Annotated in this window: 14 protein-coding genes; 7 read left to right on the top strand and 7 right to left on the bottom strand. The window is 70.5% G+C overall.

The features are described 5' to 3' along the window. The 3 genes from JHN63_RS18335 to leuA all read right to left on the bottom strand — a co-directional run. Window positions 1-1072, bottom strand: a 1072-nt coding sequence (locus JHN63_RS18335) for an exo-alpha-sialidase (protein ID WP_200682149.1), incomplete at its 3' end; no start/stop codon positions are given. A gap of 344 nt (window positions 1073-1416) precedes the next feature. Further along, window positions 1417-2121, bottom strand: a complete 705-nt coding sequence (locus JHN63_RS18330; RefSeq protein ID WP_200682148.1) for a TerB family tellurite resistance protein — start codon at window positions 2119-2121, stop codon at window positions 1417-1419. Between the two features lie 196 nt (window positions 2122-2317). Continuing rightward, the gene (gene leuA / locus JHN63_RS18325) at window positions 2318-4051 is read right to left on the bottom strand and encodes a 2-isopropylmalate synthase (RefSeq protein ID WP_200682147.1); all 1734 of its coding nucleotides are present in this window, start codon (window positions 4049-4051) and stop codon (window positions 2318-2320) included. Window positions 4052-4351: 300 nt separating this feature from the next. On the opposite strand from leuA, the gene JHN63_RS18320 reads away from it, so the two are divergent. The 4 genes from JHN63_RS18320 (at window position 4352) to JHN63_RS18305 (ending at window position 8409) form a co-directional block, all read left to right on the top strand. Further along, on the top strand, window positions 4352-5419 hold the full coding sequence (locus JHN63_RS18320) for a M4 family metallopeptidase (RefSeq protein ID WP_200682146.1): 1068 nt from the start codon (window positions 4352-4354) through the stop codon (window positions 5417-5419). Window positions 5420-5466: 47 nt separating this feature from the next. Next, on the top strand, window positions 5467-5733 hold the full coding sequence (locus tag JHN63_RS18315) for a protealysin inhibitor emfourin (RefSeq protein ID WP_200682145.1): 267 nt from the start codon (window positions 5467-5469) through the stop codon (window positions 5731-5733). A 70-nt stretch (window positions 5734-5803) separates the two neighbouring features. After that, window positions 5804-7144 (top strand): GH1 family beta-glucosidase, encoded by a 1341-nt coding sequence (locus tag JHN63_RS18310; protein WP_200682144.1) that lies wholly within the window; start codon window positions 5804-5806, stop codon window positions 7142-7144. Continuing rightward, on the top strand, window positions 7141-8409 hold the full coding sequence (locus JHN63_RS18305; protein WP_200682143.1) for an MFS transporter: 1269 nt from the start codon (window positions 7141-7143) through the stop codon (window positions 8407-8409). The genes JHN63_RS18310 and JHN63_RS18305 overlap by 4 nt, the downstream gene beginning before the upstream one ends. A gap of 6 nt (window positions 8410-8415) precedes the next feature. On the opposite strand, the gene JHN63_RS18300 is transcribed toward JHN63_RS18305, so the two are convergent. Continuing rightward, on the bottom strand, window positions 8416-9270 hold the full coding sequence (locus JHN63_RS18300; RefSeq protein WP_200682151.1) for an NAD(P)-dependent oxidoreductase: 855 nt from the start codon (window positions 9268-9270) through the stop codon (window positions 8416-8418). Window positions 9271-9393: 123 nt separating this feature from the next. Between JHN63_RS18300 and JHN63_RS18295 the strand changes: the two genes are divergently transcribed. Further along, entirely contained in the window at window positions 9394-10251 is an 858-nt protein-coding gene (locus JHN63_RS18295) for a helix-turn-helix transcriptional regulator (protein ID WP_200682142.1), read from the top strand. A gap of 124 nt (window positions 10252-10375) precedes the next feature. Here the strand turns inward: JHN63_RS18295 and era are convergent, their stop codons facing one another. Then, a complete protein-coding gene (gene era / locus JHN63_RS18290) occupies window positions 10376-11335 on the bottom strand; it encodes a GTPase Era (RefSeq protein WP_200682141.1) in 960 nt (319 codons plus the stop codon). Window positions 11336-11527: 192 nt separating this feature from the next. Between era and JHN63_RS18285 the strand changes: the two genes are divergently transcribed. Further along, window positions 11528-12847: an ammonium transporter gene (locus JHN63_RS18285; RefSeq protein WP_200682140.1), complete on the top strand. Its 1320-nt coding sequence runs from the start codon at window positions 11528-11530 to the stop codon at window positions 12845-12847. Continuing rightward, the gene (locus JHN63_RS18280; protein ID WP_200682139.1) at window positions 12844-13182 is read left to right on the top strand and encodes a P-II family nitrogen regulator; all 339 of its coding nucleotides are present in this window, start codon (window positions 12844-12846) and stop codon (window positions 13180-13182) included. Before JHN63_RS18285 ends, JHN63_RS18280 begins: the two co-directional genes overlap by 4 nt. Here the strand turns inward: JHN63_RS18280 and JHN63_RS18275 are convergent. Both JHN63_RS18275 and JHN63_RS18270 read right to left on the bottom strand, forming a co-directional pair. Then, the gene (locus JHN63_RS18275) at window positions 13076-14089 is read right to left on the bottom strand and encodes a WxL protein peptidoglycan domain-containing protein (protein ID WP_200682138.1); all 1014 of its coding nucleotides are present in this window, start codon (window positions 14087-14089) and stop codon (window positions 13076-13078) included. The two genes, JHN63_RS18280 and JHN63_RS18275, sit on opposite strands and share 107 nt — an antisense overlap. 79 nt (window positions 14090-14168) lie before the next feature. Next, a complete protein-coding gene (locus JHN63_RS18270; protein WP_200682137.1) occupies window positions 14169-15485 on the bottom strand; it encodes a beta-xylosidase in 1317 nt (438 codons plus the stop codon). Window positions 15486-15492: the final 7 nt, after the last annotated feature.

Genomic DNA, 15492 nt, shown 5'->3' with positions numbered 1-15492 from the left:
ACCCGGCCCACTCCCGGGACAGCGTGACCGCCTTGACGAAGCTCGCCCCTCCATCGGCGCTCCGCCAGATCGCCATCCCCTGACGGACGTTGGGCACGGACGGTGCCGAGAACAGCAACGCCCCACCGGTACCGGGAAGTTGGAGCACGCTGCCCTCCACCACCGGTACGTCGTCCAGGGTGGGCTGTACCGCGTAGGGCCGGTCGAGGCTCGTGCCCCCGTCGCTGGAGTACGCGTCGAGCCGGTTCCCCGTGCTCGTGCCCAGCTGGTCGCGGGAGCTGAAGTACAGCCTGCCGTCGGGGAGTTCGGCCGCCGTGGACTCGTTGGTGTTGTCGATGCCGTCGTACGTGGAGTCCACGAAGCCCAGCCGCCAGGTGTCGCCCCCGTCGTCGCTGTACAGGGCGTGGCCGCCGTAGTACTTCGCCTCCTGCCCGGTGTCGGTGGATCCGGCGGCGGGCGCGGCGGAGTGGTTGGCCGGGATCACCAGCCGGCCCGCGTACGGCCCGCGCGTCAGGGCGACCGCGTGCCCGGGACCGGTCGCGTACCAGCGCCAACTCGGCAGTTTCACCTCCCCCGTGATGTCCCGGGGAGCGGTGAAGGTACGCCCGTCGTCCCAACTGCGCTGCACGAACACCCGGCGGCTCTGTTCCGGTGTGACCTCGCCCCGCATGATCCGGCCCTCGGTGACGGTCCCGCTGTTGTAGGAGGTGACGAGCACGATCGCGCCGGTGCGGGGGTCGACGACGGGGGCCGGGTTGCCCCGGGTGTCCCCGTCCCCGGCGGCCACCACCGACAAGGGGCCCCAGGTGCAGCCGCCGTCGGAGGAGCGCCGTAGGACGACGTCGATGTTGCCGGTGTCGCCCGCGTCGTTGTGGCGCCCCTCGGCGAAGGCCAGGACCGTACCGAGGTCGGTGACGACGGTCGCCGGGATGCGGTAGGTGTCGTAGCCGCCGTCTCCGGAGACGTACGGCACGGAGGACGCGCAGCCGGAGCGGGCGGCGGCGTGCCCGGCGACGGCGAACGGGGCGATCAGTACGGCGGTGACGAGAAGCGTGCGGCTCAGGATGGTCATCGCTCTCCCTCACGGAGGTCGCCCCTCACGGAACGACGCTGACCTGTCTGTCCGTCACAGCCTCCCTGGTGTCACCGCCCCCGACCCGTACGCGACGATCACCGGCGGGGCCCGGTCCCGTCCCACGGGCGTGCCCGTGCGGTGCGCGGGCGCACGTCAACACCCCAGCCACTCCAGGGGTGTTGAGGCGACGGACCGGCCGCCCCGGCGGCGGACACGCCTCTCCGGCCGCCACCGCGCGGATCGCGTCGCGCAGTTCGGCCGGACGGGTGTCGACGGGAGCCGGCGGGTGTCCTCGACCAGGATTCCGGCCTACGACGGTCCACGGCACGCTCTATGACGTTCTACGACGGCGTCCGCGCCGCCGCCAGCAACCGGGTCACGTCGTCCGAGCAGATCGTGAGGGCCGCGCCCACCGTCGCGAGGGCGTCGCGTTCGGCCGGTGTGTAGGGGCCGTCGGCCAGCGCGATGCGGGCGCCCTGGAGCAGGATCGATTCGCGGCCGGCGGGGGCGAGGTGGGGGGCGAGCGGGTCGAGTGCCTCGTGCAGCTCTATGGCGAGGCCGGCACCACTGGGTTCGCCGAAGATGCGGCCGGTGTCGGCGGCCAGGGCCTCGACGAGGGCGCCGAGCTGGTCCTCGGTGCAGTCCTGGAAGCCGGCGGCGCGGACGGTGCCCGCGGCGGCCTCCAGGGACGTACGGGCGCAGGTGCCGCCCGCGGCGAGGACGGCGAGGGCGACCGTGTGCACGGCGTCGCGGAGCATCGCGGAGAAGCGGCTCGTGGTGGGGTGGTCGAGGACGTCGGTGCCGTAGTGGCCCTGGCAGGCGGCGCACTCGACGACCGGGCCGGTGTCGCCGCGCGGCAGCACCGGCATGCCGAGCAGGGTGAAGCGGCGGCGCCCGGTGAGGCGCTGGTAGTTGCGGTCGCCCCCGCAGCCGGGGCAGAAGAACTCGCCGTCCCCGACGCTGGTCCACGCGGTACGGATGCCCAGCACGCGCGCCGCCCGGCCCTCATGGACAGCTCGGCCGTCTCGTCCCCGTTCAGGCAGCACGTCGCACCTCCGTAACGCCGCGGCAACATCGCCGCGCTGGCGTGATGTTAGCCACATTGTCGAGCCGGAGTCAGTACCCCGGACGAGACCTCTCCGTGACCTCCACACGGAATGGCCGGGAAACGACGGGGCCCCGGCCGCCGGAGACCGGCGTACGGGGCCCTCCTACGGCAGGTAAACCGCCGGTCAGGATGGTTCAGCGGGTGGCGCGGTTGACGGCCGAGACGACCGCCTTCAGGGACGCACGTGTCGTATTCGCGTCAATGCCGATTCCCCAGAGGATCTTGTCGTCGATCGCGCATTCGATGTACGACGCGGCCTGCGCGGAGGCCCCCTCGCTCATCGTGTGCTCCTGGTAGTCCAGCAGCCGTACGTCGATGCCGACGGACCCCAGGGCGTCGAAGAACGCCGAGATCGGGCCGTTGCCGGAGCCGGTCAGGACGGTGTCGACGCCGTCGACGGTGGCCTCCACCTTGAGCGTGTCCACGCCGTCGGTGTCGGTGGTCGACTGGCCGGTCTTCACCTGGATACGACCCCAGGGGTTGTCCGGGTTCGGCAGGTACTCGTCCTCGAAGGTCGCCCAGATCTCCTTCGGGGTGACCTCGCCGCCCTCGGCGTCCGTCTTGGCCTGAATGAGCTTCGAGAACTCGATCTGCATCCGGCGCGGCAGGTCCAGCTTGTGGTCGTTCTTCAGGACGTAGGCGATTCCGCCCTTGCCCGACTGCGAGTTGACGCGGATGACGGCCTCGTAGGACCGGCCGACGTCCTTCGGGTCGATCGGCAGGTACGGGACCACCCACTCGATGTCGTCGACCGTGACGCCCTTGGCCTTGGCGTCGGCCTCCATCGCGTCGAAGCCCTTCTTGATGGCGTCCTGGTGGGAGCCGGAGAAGGACGTGTAGACCAGGTCGCCCACGTACGGGTGGCGCGGGTGGACCTCCATCTGGTTGCAGTACTCCCACGTACGACGGATCTCGTCGATGTCGGAGAAGTCGATCTGCGGGTCGACGCCCTGGGAGAACAGGTTCATCCCCAGCGTGACCAGGTCGACGTTGCCGGTGCGCTCGCCCTGGCCGAACAGACAGCCCTCGACGCGGTCGGCGCCGGCCATCAGCGCCAGCTCGGCGGCGGCGACGGCCGTACCGCGGTCGTTGTGCGGGTGGATCGACAGCACCACGTGCTCGCGGCGGGTCAGGTTGCGGCCCATCCACTCGAAGCGGTCCGCGTGCGTGGACGGGGTCGAACGCTCAACGGTGGCAGGCAGGTTGAGGATGATCTCGCGGCCCGGGCCGGGCTGCCAGACGTCCATGACCGCCTCGCAGACCTCCAGCGCGAAGTCCAGCTCGGTGTCCGTGAAGATCTCGGGGCTGTACTGGTAGCCGAACTCCGTCTCCGGGCCCAGCAGCTTCTCGGCGTACTCCATGACCAGGCGCGTGCCGTCGACGGCGATCTGCTTGATGTCGTCCTTGGAGCCGCGGAAGACCACGCGGCGGAAGACGGGCGCGGTCGCGTTGTAGAGGTGCAGGGTCGCGCGCTTGGCGCCCTTCAGGGACTCCACGGTCCGCTCGATCAGGTCCTCGCGGGCCTGCGTCAGCACGGAGATCGTGACGTCGTCCGGGATCGCGCCCTCTTCCTCGACGATCGAGCGCACGAAGTCGAAGTCGGTCTGGCCGGAGGCCGGGAAGCCGACCTCGATCTCCTTGTAGCCCATCTTGACCAGCAGGTCGAACATCGCGCGCTTGCGCACCGGTGACATGGGGTCGATCAGGGCCTGGTTGCCGTCGCGCAGGTCCGTGGAGAGCCAGCGGGGGGCTACGGTGATCCGCTGCGAGGGCCAGGTGCGGTCGGGGATGTCGACCTGCTCGTACTGGCCGTACTTGTGGATCGGCATGGAACTGGGCTGCTGGCGATTGGCGCGGCTGGTTGCCATGATGCGGGGGCTCCTCGTGGTGTCCTGAAGGACGGCCGACGCGCAACGCGAAGCTCCGCGGGGAGGGAGTCGACCTGGACTACAGGCCCTCGCCGCGGCAGCTAAGGAGAAGCAGCCCGATACGCATGATGTCCAGCAGAGTAGCCGAGTCGTGCGCGGTGCGGGGGGCCGTATCACTATGCGGGATATTCACCGCCGTATACCACTCTCCGCTACGAGACTGTGATGAATGTCCGCGTTTTCCACCAATCATGGTTGCCGGTAGTGACATCCGCATCACCCAGTGCCAAGGTGCCGGGCATGACGACTCACGGGGGCTTCGAGCCCGTCTTCTGCACGATCGTCCCGCCGCATGTCCTCGACAAGCTCGCCCAGCACGAGGACCCCGCGCTCGCCGGTCCCGCCCGCGAGACCCTCCAGCGCGACGCCTACGAGCGCACCCACCGCCGGCTGACCACGGTCATCGGCGCACCGACCATCGCCGCACCGGCCGAGTCCGACAAGCCGAAGCGGACGATCTACGACGCGAAGCACAAGCAGGACCTGCCGGGCAAGAAGGTCCGCAGCGAGGGCTCCGACCCGGGCAGGGACGCCACCGTCAACCGTGCCTACGCGGGCCTCGGCGCCACCTTCGAGCTCTACCTCAACGCCTTCAACCGGCACTCCATCGACGGCCAGGGCCTGCCGCTCGACGCGACCGTCCACTACGACGTGAAGTACGACAACGCGTTCTGGAACGGCGAGCAGATGGTGTTCGGCGACGGTGACGGCGAGCTGTTCCTCGACTTCACCATCCCGGTCGACGTCATCGGCCACGAACTCACCCACGGCGTCACGCAGTACACCGCGAACCTGACCTACTTCGGCCAGTCCGGCGCCCTGAACGAGTCGATCTCCGACGTCTTCGGCTCGCTCATCAAGCAGTACACGCTCGGCCAGACCGCCGCCGACGCCGACTGGCTGATCGGCGCGGGCCTGCTCGCCCCGCGCGTCTCCGGCGTCGCCCTGCGCTCCATGAAGGCCCCGGGCACGGCCTACGACGACGACGCCCTCGGCAAGGACCCGCAGCCCGCGACGATGGACGACTTCGTCGACACGGGGCGCGACAACGGCGGGGTGCACATCAACTCCGGCATCCCCAACCACGCCTTCTACCTGGTCGCCGACGCGCTCGGCGGGCACGCCTGGGAGAAGGCCGGACAGATCTGGTACGACGTCCTGACCGGCGGCGAACTCAAGAAGGACGCCCTGTTCACGGACTTCGCGGCCCTCACGGTCGCCGCCGCGAAGGCCCGGTTCGGGGACGGCGGCGAGGAGTTGCAGGCCGTGCAGAAGGCGTGGGAGCAGGTCGGGGTGCCGACCTCGTAGTCACTGCCTTGGTCGCGCCGCACCCGTATCCGTACTAGACAGGACGCATGCGTATTCAGGTACGGCGTACGGGTGGGTTCGGTGGCATCGAGCGCCGCGGCGAGGTCGACACCTCGGCGCGGCCCGACGCGCACGAGTGGCACGCGCTGGCCGAACAGGCGGTCGCCGACGGCCGGCGCACGCCCGAGGCAGGCGTCCCGGACGGCTTCCACTACGAGATCACGGTGGACGGGAAGACCGTGTACACGGCCGACCCCAGGCTCACGGCGGAGCAACGGACCTTGATCCAACGGGTGTTGAAGGAAGGTGCCTGAGCGGGTGTCGGCGGGTGGGTGTAACTGCTTGTTCACGCCCGCCCGTTGACACCCGTTACCGCCGGTACCCATGATCCGGCGCATGGCGAATGATGCAGGCAACCCGATGCCTCGGTTCCCGGCCGATTTCCTCTGGGGAGTCTCGACCTCGGCCCATCAGATCGAGGGCGCGGCGGACGTGCGCGAACCGTCCGTGTGGGACAGGTTCGAGGCCGAGCCGGGCCGGATCAAGGACGGTTCGACGGCGGCGGTGGCCTGCGACCACTACCACCGGCACCGCGTGGACGTGGCCCTCCTGGCGGACCTGGGCGTGGACGCGTACCGCTTCTCGATCTCCTGGCCGCGGGTGAACTCCCCCGGCGGCCTCGACTTCTACGACCGTCTCGTCGACGACCTGCTCACGGCGGGCGTACGGCCGGTCCCGACCCTGTTCCACTGGGATCTCCCGGTCACCCGGGACTGGTTGGACCGGGACACGGCGGCCCACTTCGCCGAGTACGTGTCGGTGGTCGCGGAGCGGCTGGGCGATCGGGTGAAGAAGTGGATCACCCTCAACGAGCCGGCGGAACATACCTTGTTGGGGCACGCGCTGGGCGCCCACGCGCCCGGCAAGACCCTGCTCTTCGACGCGCTCCCGGTCGCCCACCACCAGTTGCTGGCCCACGGCTTGGCGGTACGGGCGCTGCGCGCGGCCGGTGCCACCGACATCGGGATCGCCAACTCGCACGGCCCGACCTGGCCGGCGTCCCAGGAGCCGGAGGACATCCAGGCGGCGGACTTCTACGACCTGCTGCTGAACCGCCTGTTCGCCGACCCGCTACTGCTGGGTGAATACCCCTCCGGCCTGGGCGAGTTGATGCCGGGCGACGTCGAGTCCGACCTGAAGGTGATCGCCGAGCCGATCGACTGGTACGGCATCAACTACTACGCGCCGAGCCGGGTCGGGGCACCCCAGGGCGCCGAGATCGAGTTCGGCGGCCTCACCCTCCCCGCCGAACTCCCCTTCTCCGTACGGGACATCGAGGGCGTCCCGGTCACGGACTTCGGCTGGCCGGTGGTCCCCGAGGGCCTGACCGAACTCCTCACCACCTTCCGGGACCGCTACGGCGACCGTCTCCCGCCCGTCGTCATCACCGAGAACGGCTGCTCGTACGAGGGCGTCGACGACCAGGACCGGATCGCCTTCCTCGACAGCCATGTGCGGGCGCTGCACGGGGCGTTGGAGGCGGGCGTGGACGTACGCGGCTACTTCGTGTGGTCGCTGCTGGACAACTTCGAGTGGGCGGAGGGCTACCAGCGGCGGTTCGGTCTGGTCCACGTCGACTACGAGACGCAGGTCCGCACACCGAAGGCGTCGTTCGGCTGGTTCCAGGGCATGCTCCGGGCGCAGAGAGCCCAGGCTCAGAGATGACGACGACAGGACGTTCTTCCGTGGCTTCCGTGGCTGCCCTGGCCGAACCTGTCGAGCGGGTGGGCCGGGGCTGGACGTCCGCGCTCTCGCTCGCCAACGGGGCGATCTGGGTGGGCTGGTACGGCCCGCTGCAGATCCTGCTGGCCTCGCAGGCCAAGGACTTCGCGCCCGGCACCGGCATGTCCAAGGAGACGATGCTGGCGTGGGTGACCGGCGCGGGCGCGCTGGTGTCGCTGGTCGCCAATCCGCTCTTCGGCGCGCTGTCCGACCGCACGACGGCGCGGTGGGGCCGCCGTACGCCCTGGATCGTGGGCGGGGCGGCGGGCGGGGCGCTGTCGTTGCTCCTGCTCGCGGGCGCGGGCGGGGTGTGGACGATGGCGGCCGGCTGGTGCCTGGTCCAGCTGACCCTGAACGCGTCCTTCGCGGCGGTCACGGCGGCCGTGCCGGACCGCGTGCCGCGGCTCCAACGGGGTTCTGTGGGCGGCTGGTTGGGCGCCGCGCAGATCCTGGGCGTGGTCGGCGGCACGGGCCTGGCGACGGCGGCCGGGGGCATCAAGGCGGGCTATGTGGCGTGCGCGGTGTTCACGGCGGTGGGCGTGCTGCCGTACGTACTGCGCTACAAGGACCTCCAACTCCCGGCGACGGACCGCCCGTTGTGGTCCTGGCCGGGCTTCTTCAAGGGATTCTGGCTGAGCCCGCGCCGCTATCCCGACCTGGGCTGGGCGTGGTTGACCCGCTTCCTGATCAACCTGAGCAACGCGCTGGTGCTGCTGTACCTCCTGTACTACCTGCGCGACCGCCTGCACTACCACGACCCGGACCAGGGGGTCCTGATCCTCACGGCCGTGAACGGCTTGACCCTCCTGGCCACGGTGGTGGTCGGCGGGGTGTGGTCGGACCGGGTGGGCCGCCGCAAGCCGTTCGTGATCTGGTCCGGCGTCCTGATGGCGCTCGCGACGGCGGTCCTCGCGGGCTGGCAGACCTGGCCGGGCGCGATCGCCTCGGCGGCCCTGCTGGGCATCGGCTTCGGCGTCTTCACCTCGGTCGACTTCGCCCTGATGACGGACGTCCTCCCGAAGGCCGTGGACCGCGGCAAGGACCTCGGCGTCATCAACGTGGCGAACGCGCTTCCCCAGGTCGCGGCCCCCGCCCTCGCCGCGCCGATCGTGACGTATCTGGGCGGGTACCGGGTGCTGTATCTGGTGTCGGCGGTGATCGGGATGGCGGGGGCGCTGCTGGTGCGGCGGATTCGAGGGGTGGACTGAGCCGGGTCAGAGGACGCCGGCCTCCCGCGCGGTCCACGCAGTGGGGTACAGCGGGCGATAGCCCAGCTCCCGGCGGATCCGTTCGGTGGACATGACGCCGAACCACGGGTCGGAGTCGGTGTTCCGGTCGAGATCGGCGGGGATCCCGACCCCGTTGAGCAGGTACAGCTCGACCGTGGTGACCGGGGCGTCGTCGGCGATGTTGTAGACACGGCCGGCGACTCCCGGGGCGTGCAGGACGCGCAGCAGGCCCTGGGCCACGTCCGCGTGGTGGCCCATGTGGAGGCGCTGGTTCGAGGCCCAGCCCGCCGCCCACTGAAGGGAGTTGGCGAGGTGGGGGTCGCCCTCGCCGTAGACGAAGGGGAGGCGGGCGACCCGTACGTCCATGGTGTCGAGGGCGAGGAGTTCGCGTTCGGCGGCCACCTTCGACTCGTTGTAGGCGCCCCACATCCGGCTGCCGGGCCGGCTCTCGTCCTCCTCGGTCAGCGGTCGGCCGCGTCCCGCGCCGTACACCATTCCGGTGCTGACCTGGACGAAGCGCCGTACGCCCGAGGCCAGCGAGGCCTTGCCCAGGGCGATCGCCGCTTCGTGGTTGACGGCCCAGGCCTCCTCGTCCGGGACGCCGCGGAAGGACGCGGCGACGTTCACGACCGCGTCGACGCCGGAGACCGCCTTGCCGAGGGCGTCGGTGTCGCGCAGATCGCCTACGACGACCTCGGCGCCCAGTTCCGCGAAACGCTCGGCGCGGGCCGCGTCCCGCACGATCACCCGTACCCGCTCCTCCGGCCTCGCCTGTGCCAGCAGCCTCGGTACGAAACGCCGGCCGACCTGTCCCGTCGCGCCTGTCACCAGTGTCAACATCATCTGCTCCTCACGGTCTGGTGCCACCAGCGTGGGACGGGGTGGGCGCGGCCGGGAGAGACCTTCCGATCAGGGGACCGGCAGTCCCTGGATAAGCCGGGCGGGCTGCCCCACCCTGGAAACGTGAACCGAGCCGAACTCGCCGACTTCCTGCGCCGCGGCCGGGCCCGCCTGGACCCCTCCGACGTGGGCCTCACGACCGGCGCCCGGCGCCGTACGCCCGGGCTGCGCCGTGAGGAGGTGGCCCAGCTGACCGGCATGTCCGTGGACTACTACACGCGCCTGGAGCAGGCCCGCGGCCCGCGCCCGTCCCGCCAGATGCTCACGGCGCTCGCGCGGGCGCTCCGGCTCACGGAGGACGAACGCGACCACCTCTTCCACCTGACGGGCGAGGAGCCGCCGCGCCGGGGAGGTTCCTCCGCACACCTGCGGCCGGGCCTGCTGCTGGTCCTGGACCGGCTGCACGACACCCCGGCGCATGTGTCGAGCGACTGCGGCGAGATGATCGCCCAGAACGCGATGTCGCGGGCGCTGACAGGTGACGCGCTGTCCCGTCCGCCCCGGGAGCGCAATCTGCTCCGCCGCTTCTTCCTGGACCCGGGGGCACGGGAGATGTTCCCCCCGGAGGACGTGGCCGAGCACGCGCGCTCCCACGTCGCGAACCTGCGCGCGGTGGCCGCGGCCCGTCCCGACGACCCCGAGCCGGCCGCGCTGGTGGCCGAACTGCGGTCGTCCAGCGAGGAGTTCGCGCGGCTGTGGGAGCAACACGAGGTGGCGGTACGCCGCCAATCCACGAAGCGCTTCCTTCACCCGCTGGTCGGCCTCCTGGAGCTGGACTGCGAGATCCTCCTGAACCAGGACGCCCACCACCTGCTGATCATCCATACGGCACGGCCTGGCACGGAGTCGTACGAGCGCTTGCAGTTGCTGCGGGTGATAGGCCTACAGGACATGTCGCTCACGTCGGTGGAGGGTGAGTGATGCGGCGCTGCCGTGAAGGTTCCGGTCGGCGTCAACCCAGCCCCTCCGGCGTTTGAGGAGCGGGGTCTGGGGCGGAGCCCCAGAAGGATGGGACGGGTAGGGGCGGCGGGGGCGAGGAAACTTCTCAGAACCCCAGTTTCCGCAACTGCCGAGGATCCCGCTGCCAGTCCTTCGCCACCTTCACATGCAGGTCCAGGAACACCGGCGTACCGAGCAACGCCTCGATCTGCTTGCGCGACTTGATCCCGACCTGCTTCAGCCGCGCACCCTTCGGGCCGATGATGATGCCCTTCTGGCTCGGCCGCTCGATGTACACGAACGCGTGGATGTCGAGGAGCGGCTTGTCGGCGGGCCGGTCCTCGCGAGGGAGCATCTCCTCGACGACGACGGCGATGGAGTGCGGCAACTCGTCCCGCACCCCCTCCAGCGCGGCCTCACGGATCAACTCCGCGATCATGACCTGCTCGGGCTCGTCGGTCAGGTCACCCTCGGGGTAGAGGGCGGGCCCCTCCGGGAGCAGCGGGATGAGCAGGTCGGCGAGCAGATCCACCTGCTGCCCCGCGACCGCCGACACCGGCACGATCTCCGCCCACTCGAACCCCAGCTCCTTGCCGAGCTGATCGATGGCGATCAACTGCTCGGCAAGGGTCTTCGAGTCCACCAGGTCGGTCTTCGTGACGATCGCGATCTTCGGCGTCTTCTTGATCGACGCCAGTTCCTTCGCGATGAAACGGTCACCCGGGCCCAGCTTCTCGTTCGCCGGCAGGCAGAAGCCGATGACGTCGACCTCGGCCCACGTCGTGCGGACGATGTCGTTGAGCCGCTGCCCGAGCAGCGTGCGCGGCTTGTGCAGGCCAGGGGTGTCGACCAGGATCAACTGGGCGTCCGGCCGGTGCACGATGCCGCGGACCGTGTGCCGCGTGGTCTGCGGCTGGTCGGCGGTGATCGCCACCTTCTGGCCGACCAGAGCATTCGTAAGGGTGGACTTGCCCGCGTTGGGGCGGCCCACGAAGCAGGCGAAGCCGGCGCGGTGGGGAGCCTCCGACGACTCAGGCGGCTTGGATGACGGGGTACGAACGCTCATGGCGCCCATTGTCCCTGATACACAGGCCCCCGCCGCACAACAGTCCACCCGGACCCCACGCGGTGAGCTTTCGGTAACCCCACGGCAATGAAACGTCACGGAAACACCCCTGTGCACAACCGGAAACCAGCGCCGGTGACCCTCTGACGAGCCCCCACACCGTTGGAGACGACCGTGCCGACCGCGCCGACCATGACCTCTGCCGCCGCCCTCGCCGCCGGGCGCATCGACACCGGCGACACCGCCTGGCTGCTCGCCGCCACCGCCCTGGTCCTGCTGATGACCCCGGGCCTGGCGCTCTTCTACGGCGGCATGGTCCGCACGAAGAGCGTCCTCAACATGCTGATGATGAGTTTCGTGTCGATCGCCCTGGTCACGGTGGTGTGGCTGGCGGCAGGCTACTCGCTCGCGTTCGGCGACGACCTCGGCGGCGGACTCATCGGCGGCCTGAAGCACGCGGGCATGTCCGGCCTCGGCCCGGACTCCGTCCACGGCACCGTCCCCACCCTCCTCTTCGCCACCTTCCAGCTCACCTTCGCGATCATCACGGCCGCGCTGATCAGCGGCGCGGTGGCCGACCGGGTGCGGTTCGGGGCCTGGCTGGTCTTCGTCCCCGTCTGGGCGCTGCTCGTATACGTTCCCGTCGCGCACTGGGTCTGGGGCCCGGGCGGCTGGATCGCGGCGCACCTCGGCGCCCTCGACTTCGCGGGCGGTCTCCCGGTCGAGATCACCTCGGGCGCCTCGGGCCTGGCCCTGTGCCTGGTGGTCGGCCCGCGGCTCGGCTTCAAGAAGGACGCGATGCGCCCGCACAACCTCCCCATGGTCATGCTGGGCGCGGGCCTGCTCTGGTTCGGCTGGTTCGGCTTCAACGCGGGCTCCGCGCTCGGCGCCAACGGCCTCGCCGCCGCGGCCTTCCTCAACACCCTCGCCGCGGGCTGCACCGGCCTGCTGGGCTGGCTCTTCGTCGAGCAGCGGCGCGACGGCCACCCCACCACCCTGGGCGCGGCCTCCGGCGCGGTGGCCGGCCTGGTCGCCATCACCCCGTCCTGCGGCTCGGTCTCGCTCCTCGGCGCGCTGGTCGTCGGCCTCGCCGCCGGCGCCGTCTGCTCGTACGCGGTCGCCTGGAAGTTCAGGCTGAACTACGACGACTCGCTCGACGTCGTCGGCGTCCACCTGGTCGGCGGCGTCATCGGCACCCTCCTGATCGGCGTCTTCGCGGCCACCGCGATGACCGGCGGCCCCGAGGGCCTCCTCTACGGCGGCGGGCTCGCCCAGCTCGGCAAGCAGCTGGTGGCCGTGGTCGCCGTAGGGGCGTACGCGTTCCTCGTGACGTACGGGATCGGGAAGCTGCTCGACCGGGTGATGGGGCTGCGGGCGAGCGAAGAGGAGGAGCGGACGGGGCTCGACCTTACGGTGCACGCCGAGACCGCATACGATCACGGCGTCCTGGGGCACGGAGCCCCGGTCGGCCCGTCCGTCCCCTCCCTTCAGAAGGTCACGTCCCAGCCATGAAGCTCATCACCGCGATCGTCAAGCCGTACCGCCTCGACGAGGTCAAGACGGCGCTCCAGGAGCTCGGCGTGCACGGCCTGACCGTCACCGAGGCCAGCGGCTACGGCCGGCAGCGCGGCCACACCGAGGTGTACCGCGGCGCCGAGTACCGCGTCGACCTCGTGCCCAAGGTGCGGATCGAGGTCGTCGTCGACGACGCGGACTCGGACGCCGTGATCGACGCGATCGTCAAGGCCGCGCAGACGGGGAAGATCGGGGACGGGAAGGTGTGGTCGATTCCGGTCGAGACGGTCGTACGGGTACGGACGGGAGAGCGCGGCCCCGACGCGCTCTGACCGCCAGCACTCCCCCGACGAACCCGACGGCGAGCAGCAGTGCCGCCGCGAGCCACGGCAGCGCGAAGAACGACGCGCTCGCCGACTGCTTGGTGCCGGTCGCACTCGCGGTCAACGTGACGTCGCCCCAGTCGAGTTGGGGCGCGTCCGTCCACTTCTCGCTGAGCCTCACGCTCTGCCCGGGCAGCAACTCGGCCGGGATCCGGGTCAGTCCGCGCGAGAGCAGCGTCCGGCCGAACAGGCCCTGCGCCTTCAGCGTCACCTTCGGGTCGAGGGTGACGTTGCCGGTGTTGTGCAGCGTGTAGGAGATCGTCGCGTCGCTGTTCCCCAACCCCGGTACCAGCGGCTGGTGATGGGACACGTGGACGTGCTCGACGGCGAGCGCGGGGAGCGTCGGTCCGCTCACCCGGAGATAGACACGGGCGCCCACGGCCCGCTGCACACCGAGCGCGAGCGATCCGTCACCCTTGTCGACACGTTCGTCCAGGGCGACCAACGCGCCCGGATGGTCGCCCGGTTCGGCGCCCTCGGGCACATGCAGGGTGAACGGCACGGTGACCGACTTGTGGGCGGGGACGGTGACTTGGGACTTCGCGGGCTTCGCCCACGCGCCGACCCCCCGCATCGCCTCCTTCACCGTCCGCACGGCGAACCCGCCGTCGCGCGCGGTGTTGTAGGCGTCGGCCGCGTACAGCCGGAAGGTGAGCGGCTTCGCCGTCTTGTTGGCGACGACCACCTTGTCCTGGATGGTCTGGCCGGGATCGGCGGAGAGATAGAAGTACGGCCGCGCGGCGAGTTGCGAGGCGGCCGGGTACACGGACCAACTGCCGTTGTCCGCCGCGTAGGTGGAGGGCGCGGCGAGCATGCCGAGGCAGAGACTCAGGAGGAGGACGTACAGCTTTCGCATGGGTGCGGACCCCCACGGACGTGGTGTGCGGCGGTCGGGCGGGTGCGGGCGCCCGGCCACCGGAGGTGAGTTCGGACGGTCAGGTGAGCGTGAGCGTCAGAACGCCGGAGTACGAGCCCGGAGGCGTGAACGCCGGTACGTTCAGGGAGAGTCCGGCATCGACGGTGAACTCACCGCCGGTGACCGTGCCGTCGGGCGTGGACGCGAGCGTCGCTCCCGAACTGCCCACCGTGCCCGCCGAACCGGCGACACACGTGCTCGGGCTGCCCGCCTTGGTGGCGCAGGCGGGTGTCCAACTCAGCGCCCCGGCATCGATCTTGGCGCCGGGACCGGTGAAGTCGGTGACCTTGCCGGTCAGGGACCAGCCCGCGGGTCCGCCGCGGAAGTCCTGGACCGTCACCGTGTTCAGGGCGCCCGTGGAGGCACCGCCCTTGCCGAAGTCGACCGCGGACAGGTCCACGGCGTCCCCGGCCTGCGCCATGGACAGCGTGCCCGCCTTGACGGTCGTCGTCAGTTTCTGACTCCCGGGCGGAACGGGCGTGGTGTCGTTGACGACATAGGCGGCCGGACCGGCGCCCAGGTCGGTGCTCCACGCACTGCCCTCGTACGCCACGATCCCGGTCGTCGTCTTGTCGTTGACGACCAGCGAGCCGCTGATGGTGCCGGCGCTGGTGGCCGTGACGGTCGCCGTGTCCGCGGTCTGCGCGGTGCCGGACCGTCCGGCCAGGGTCACGCTGGCACCCGGGGTGAAGTTGCTGCCGGTCACGGTGACGCTGTCACCGGCGTTGCCGGAGGCCGAACCCAGGCTGATGGCACGGGTGTTGACAGGAACGGTGGCGGTCGCGGTGACGGTCTCGGAGACCGGCGCCGGCGGGTTCGTCACCGTGCAGGGGGTGTCCAGCTCCAGGATGTAGCTGGTGTGGATGTTGTAGTCGCCGGGCGAGAGGGTGATCGCGCCCGGAGTGGTGACCGTGAAGCTGCCGGTCATGGAGAAGGACGGGAAGGCGCCGTTGCCGGGCACCGGGTCGTTCTTCTTGGGCCCGGCGACCGTGAAGCTGCCGGTCTGGGCACCGCCGAGGGTGACCTTCCCGGTGGGCGTCATGATGTCGGCCGGCAGGGCGAGCGCGGTCGGGTTGCTGGCGGCGGGCTTGACCACCGTATAGGTCACGGTGACGGTGTCGCCGACCTTCGGCGCGGTGTTGTCCACCGTGAGCGCGGCGGTCGTGGTGCCGTCGATCGGCGGGATGCCCGCGATCGCCGGCGGGATGCAGTGCGTTGCGAAGTCCACGTTCGTGGACGCGCCGGCCGGACAGGCCAGCGCACCGCCCGTGGCGACCGCGAGCGCGGTCACCCCGAGCAATGACGCCCAACGGCGTCTTCGGGATGTCGTAGCCATGGCTGTG

The sequence above is a fragment of the Streptomyces sp. MBT65 genome (assembly GCF_016612545.1).
Classification (GTDB): Bacteria; Actinomycetota; Actinomycetes; order Streptomycetales; family Streptomycetaceae; genus Streptomyces.
Note: the sequence above shows the minus strand (reverse complement) of the source record. Positions and strands in the feature narration are given on the sequence as shown.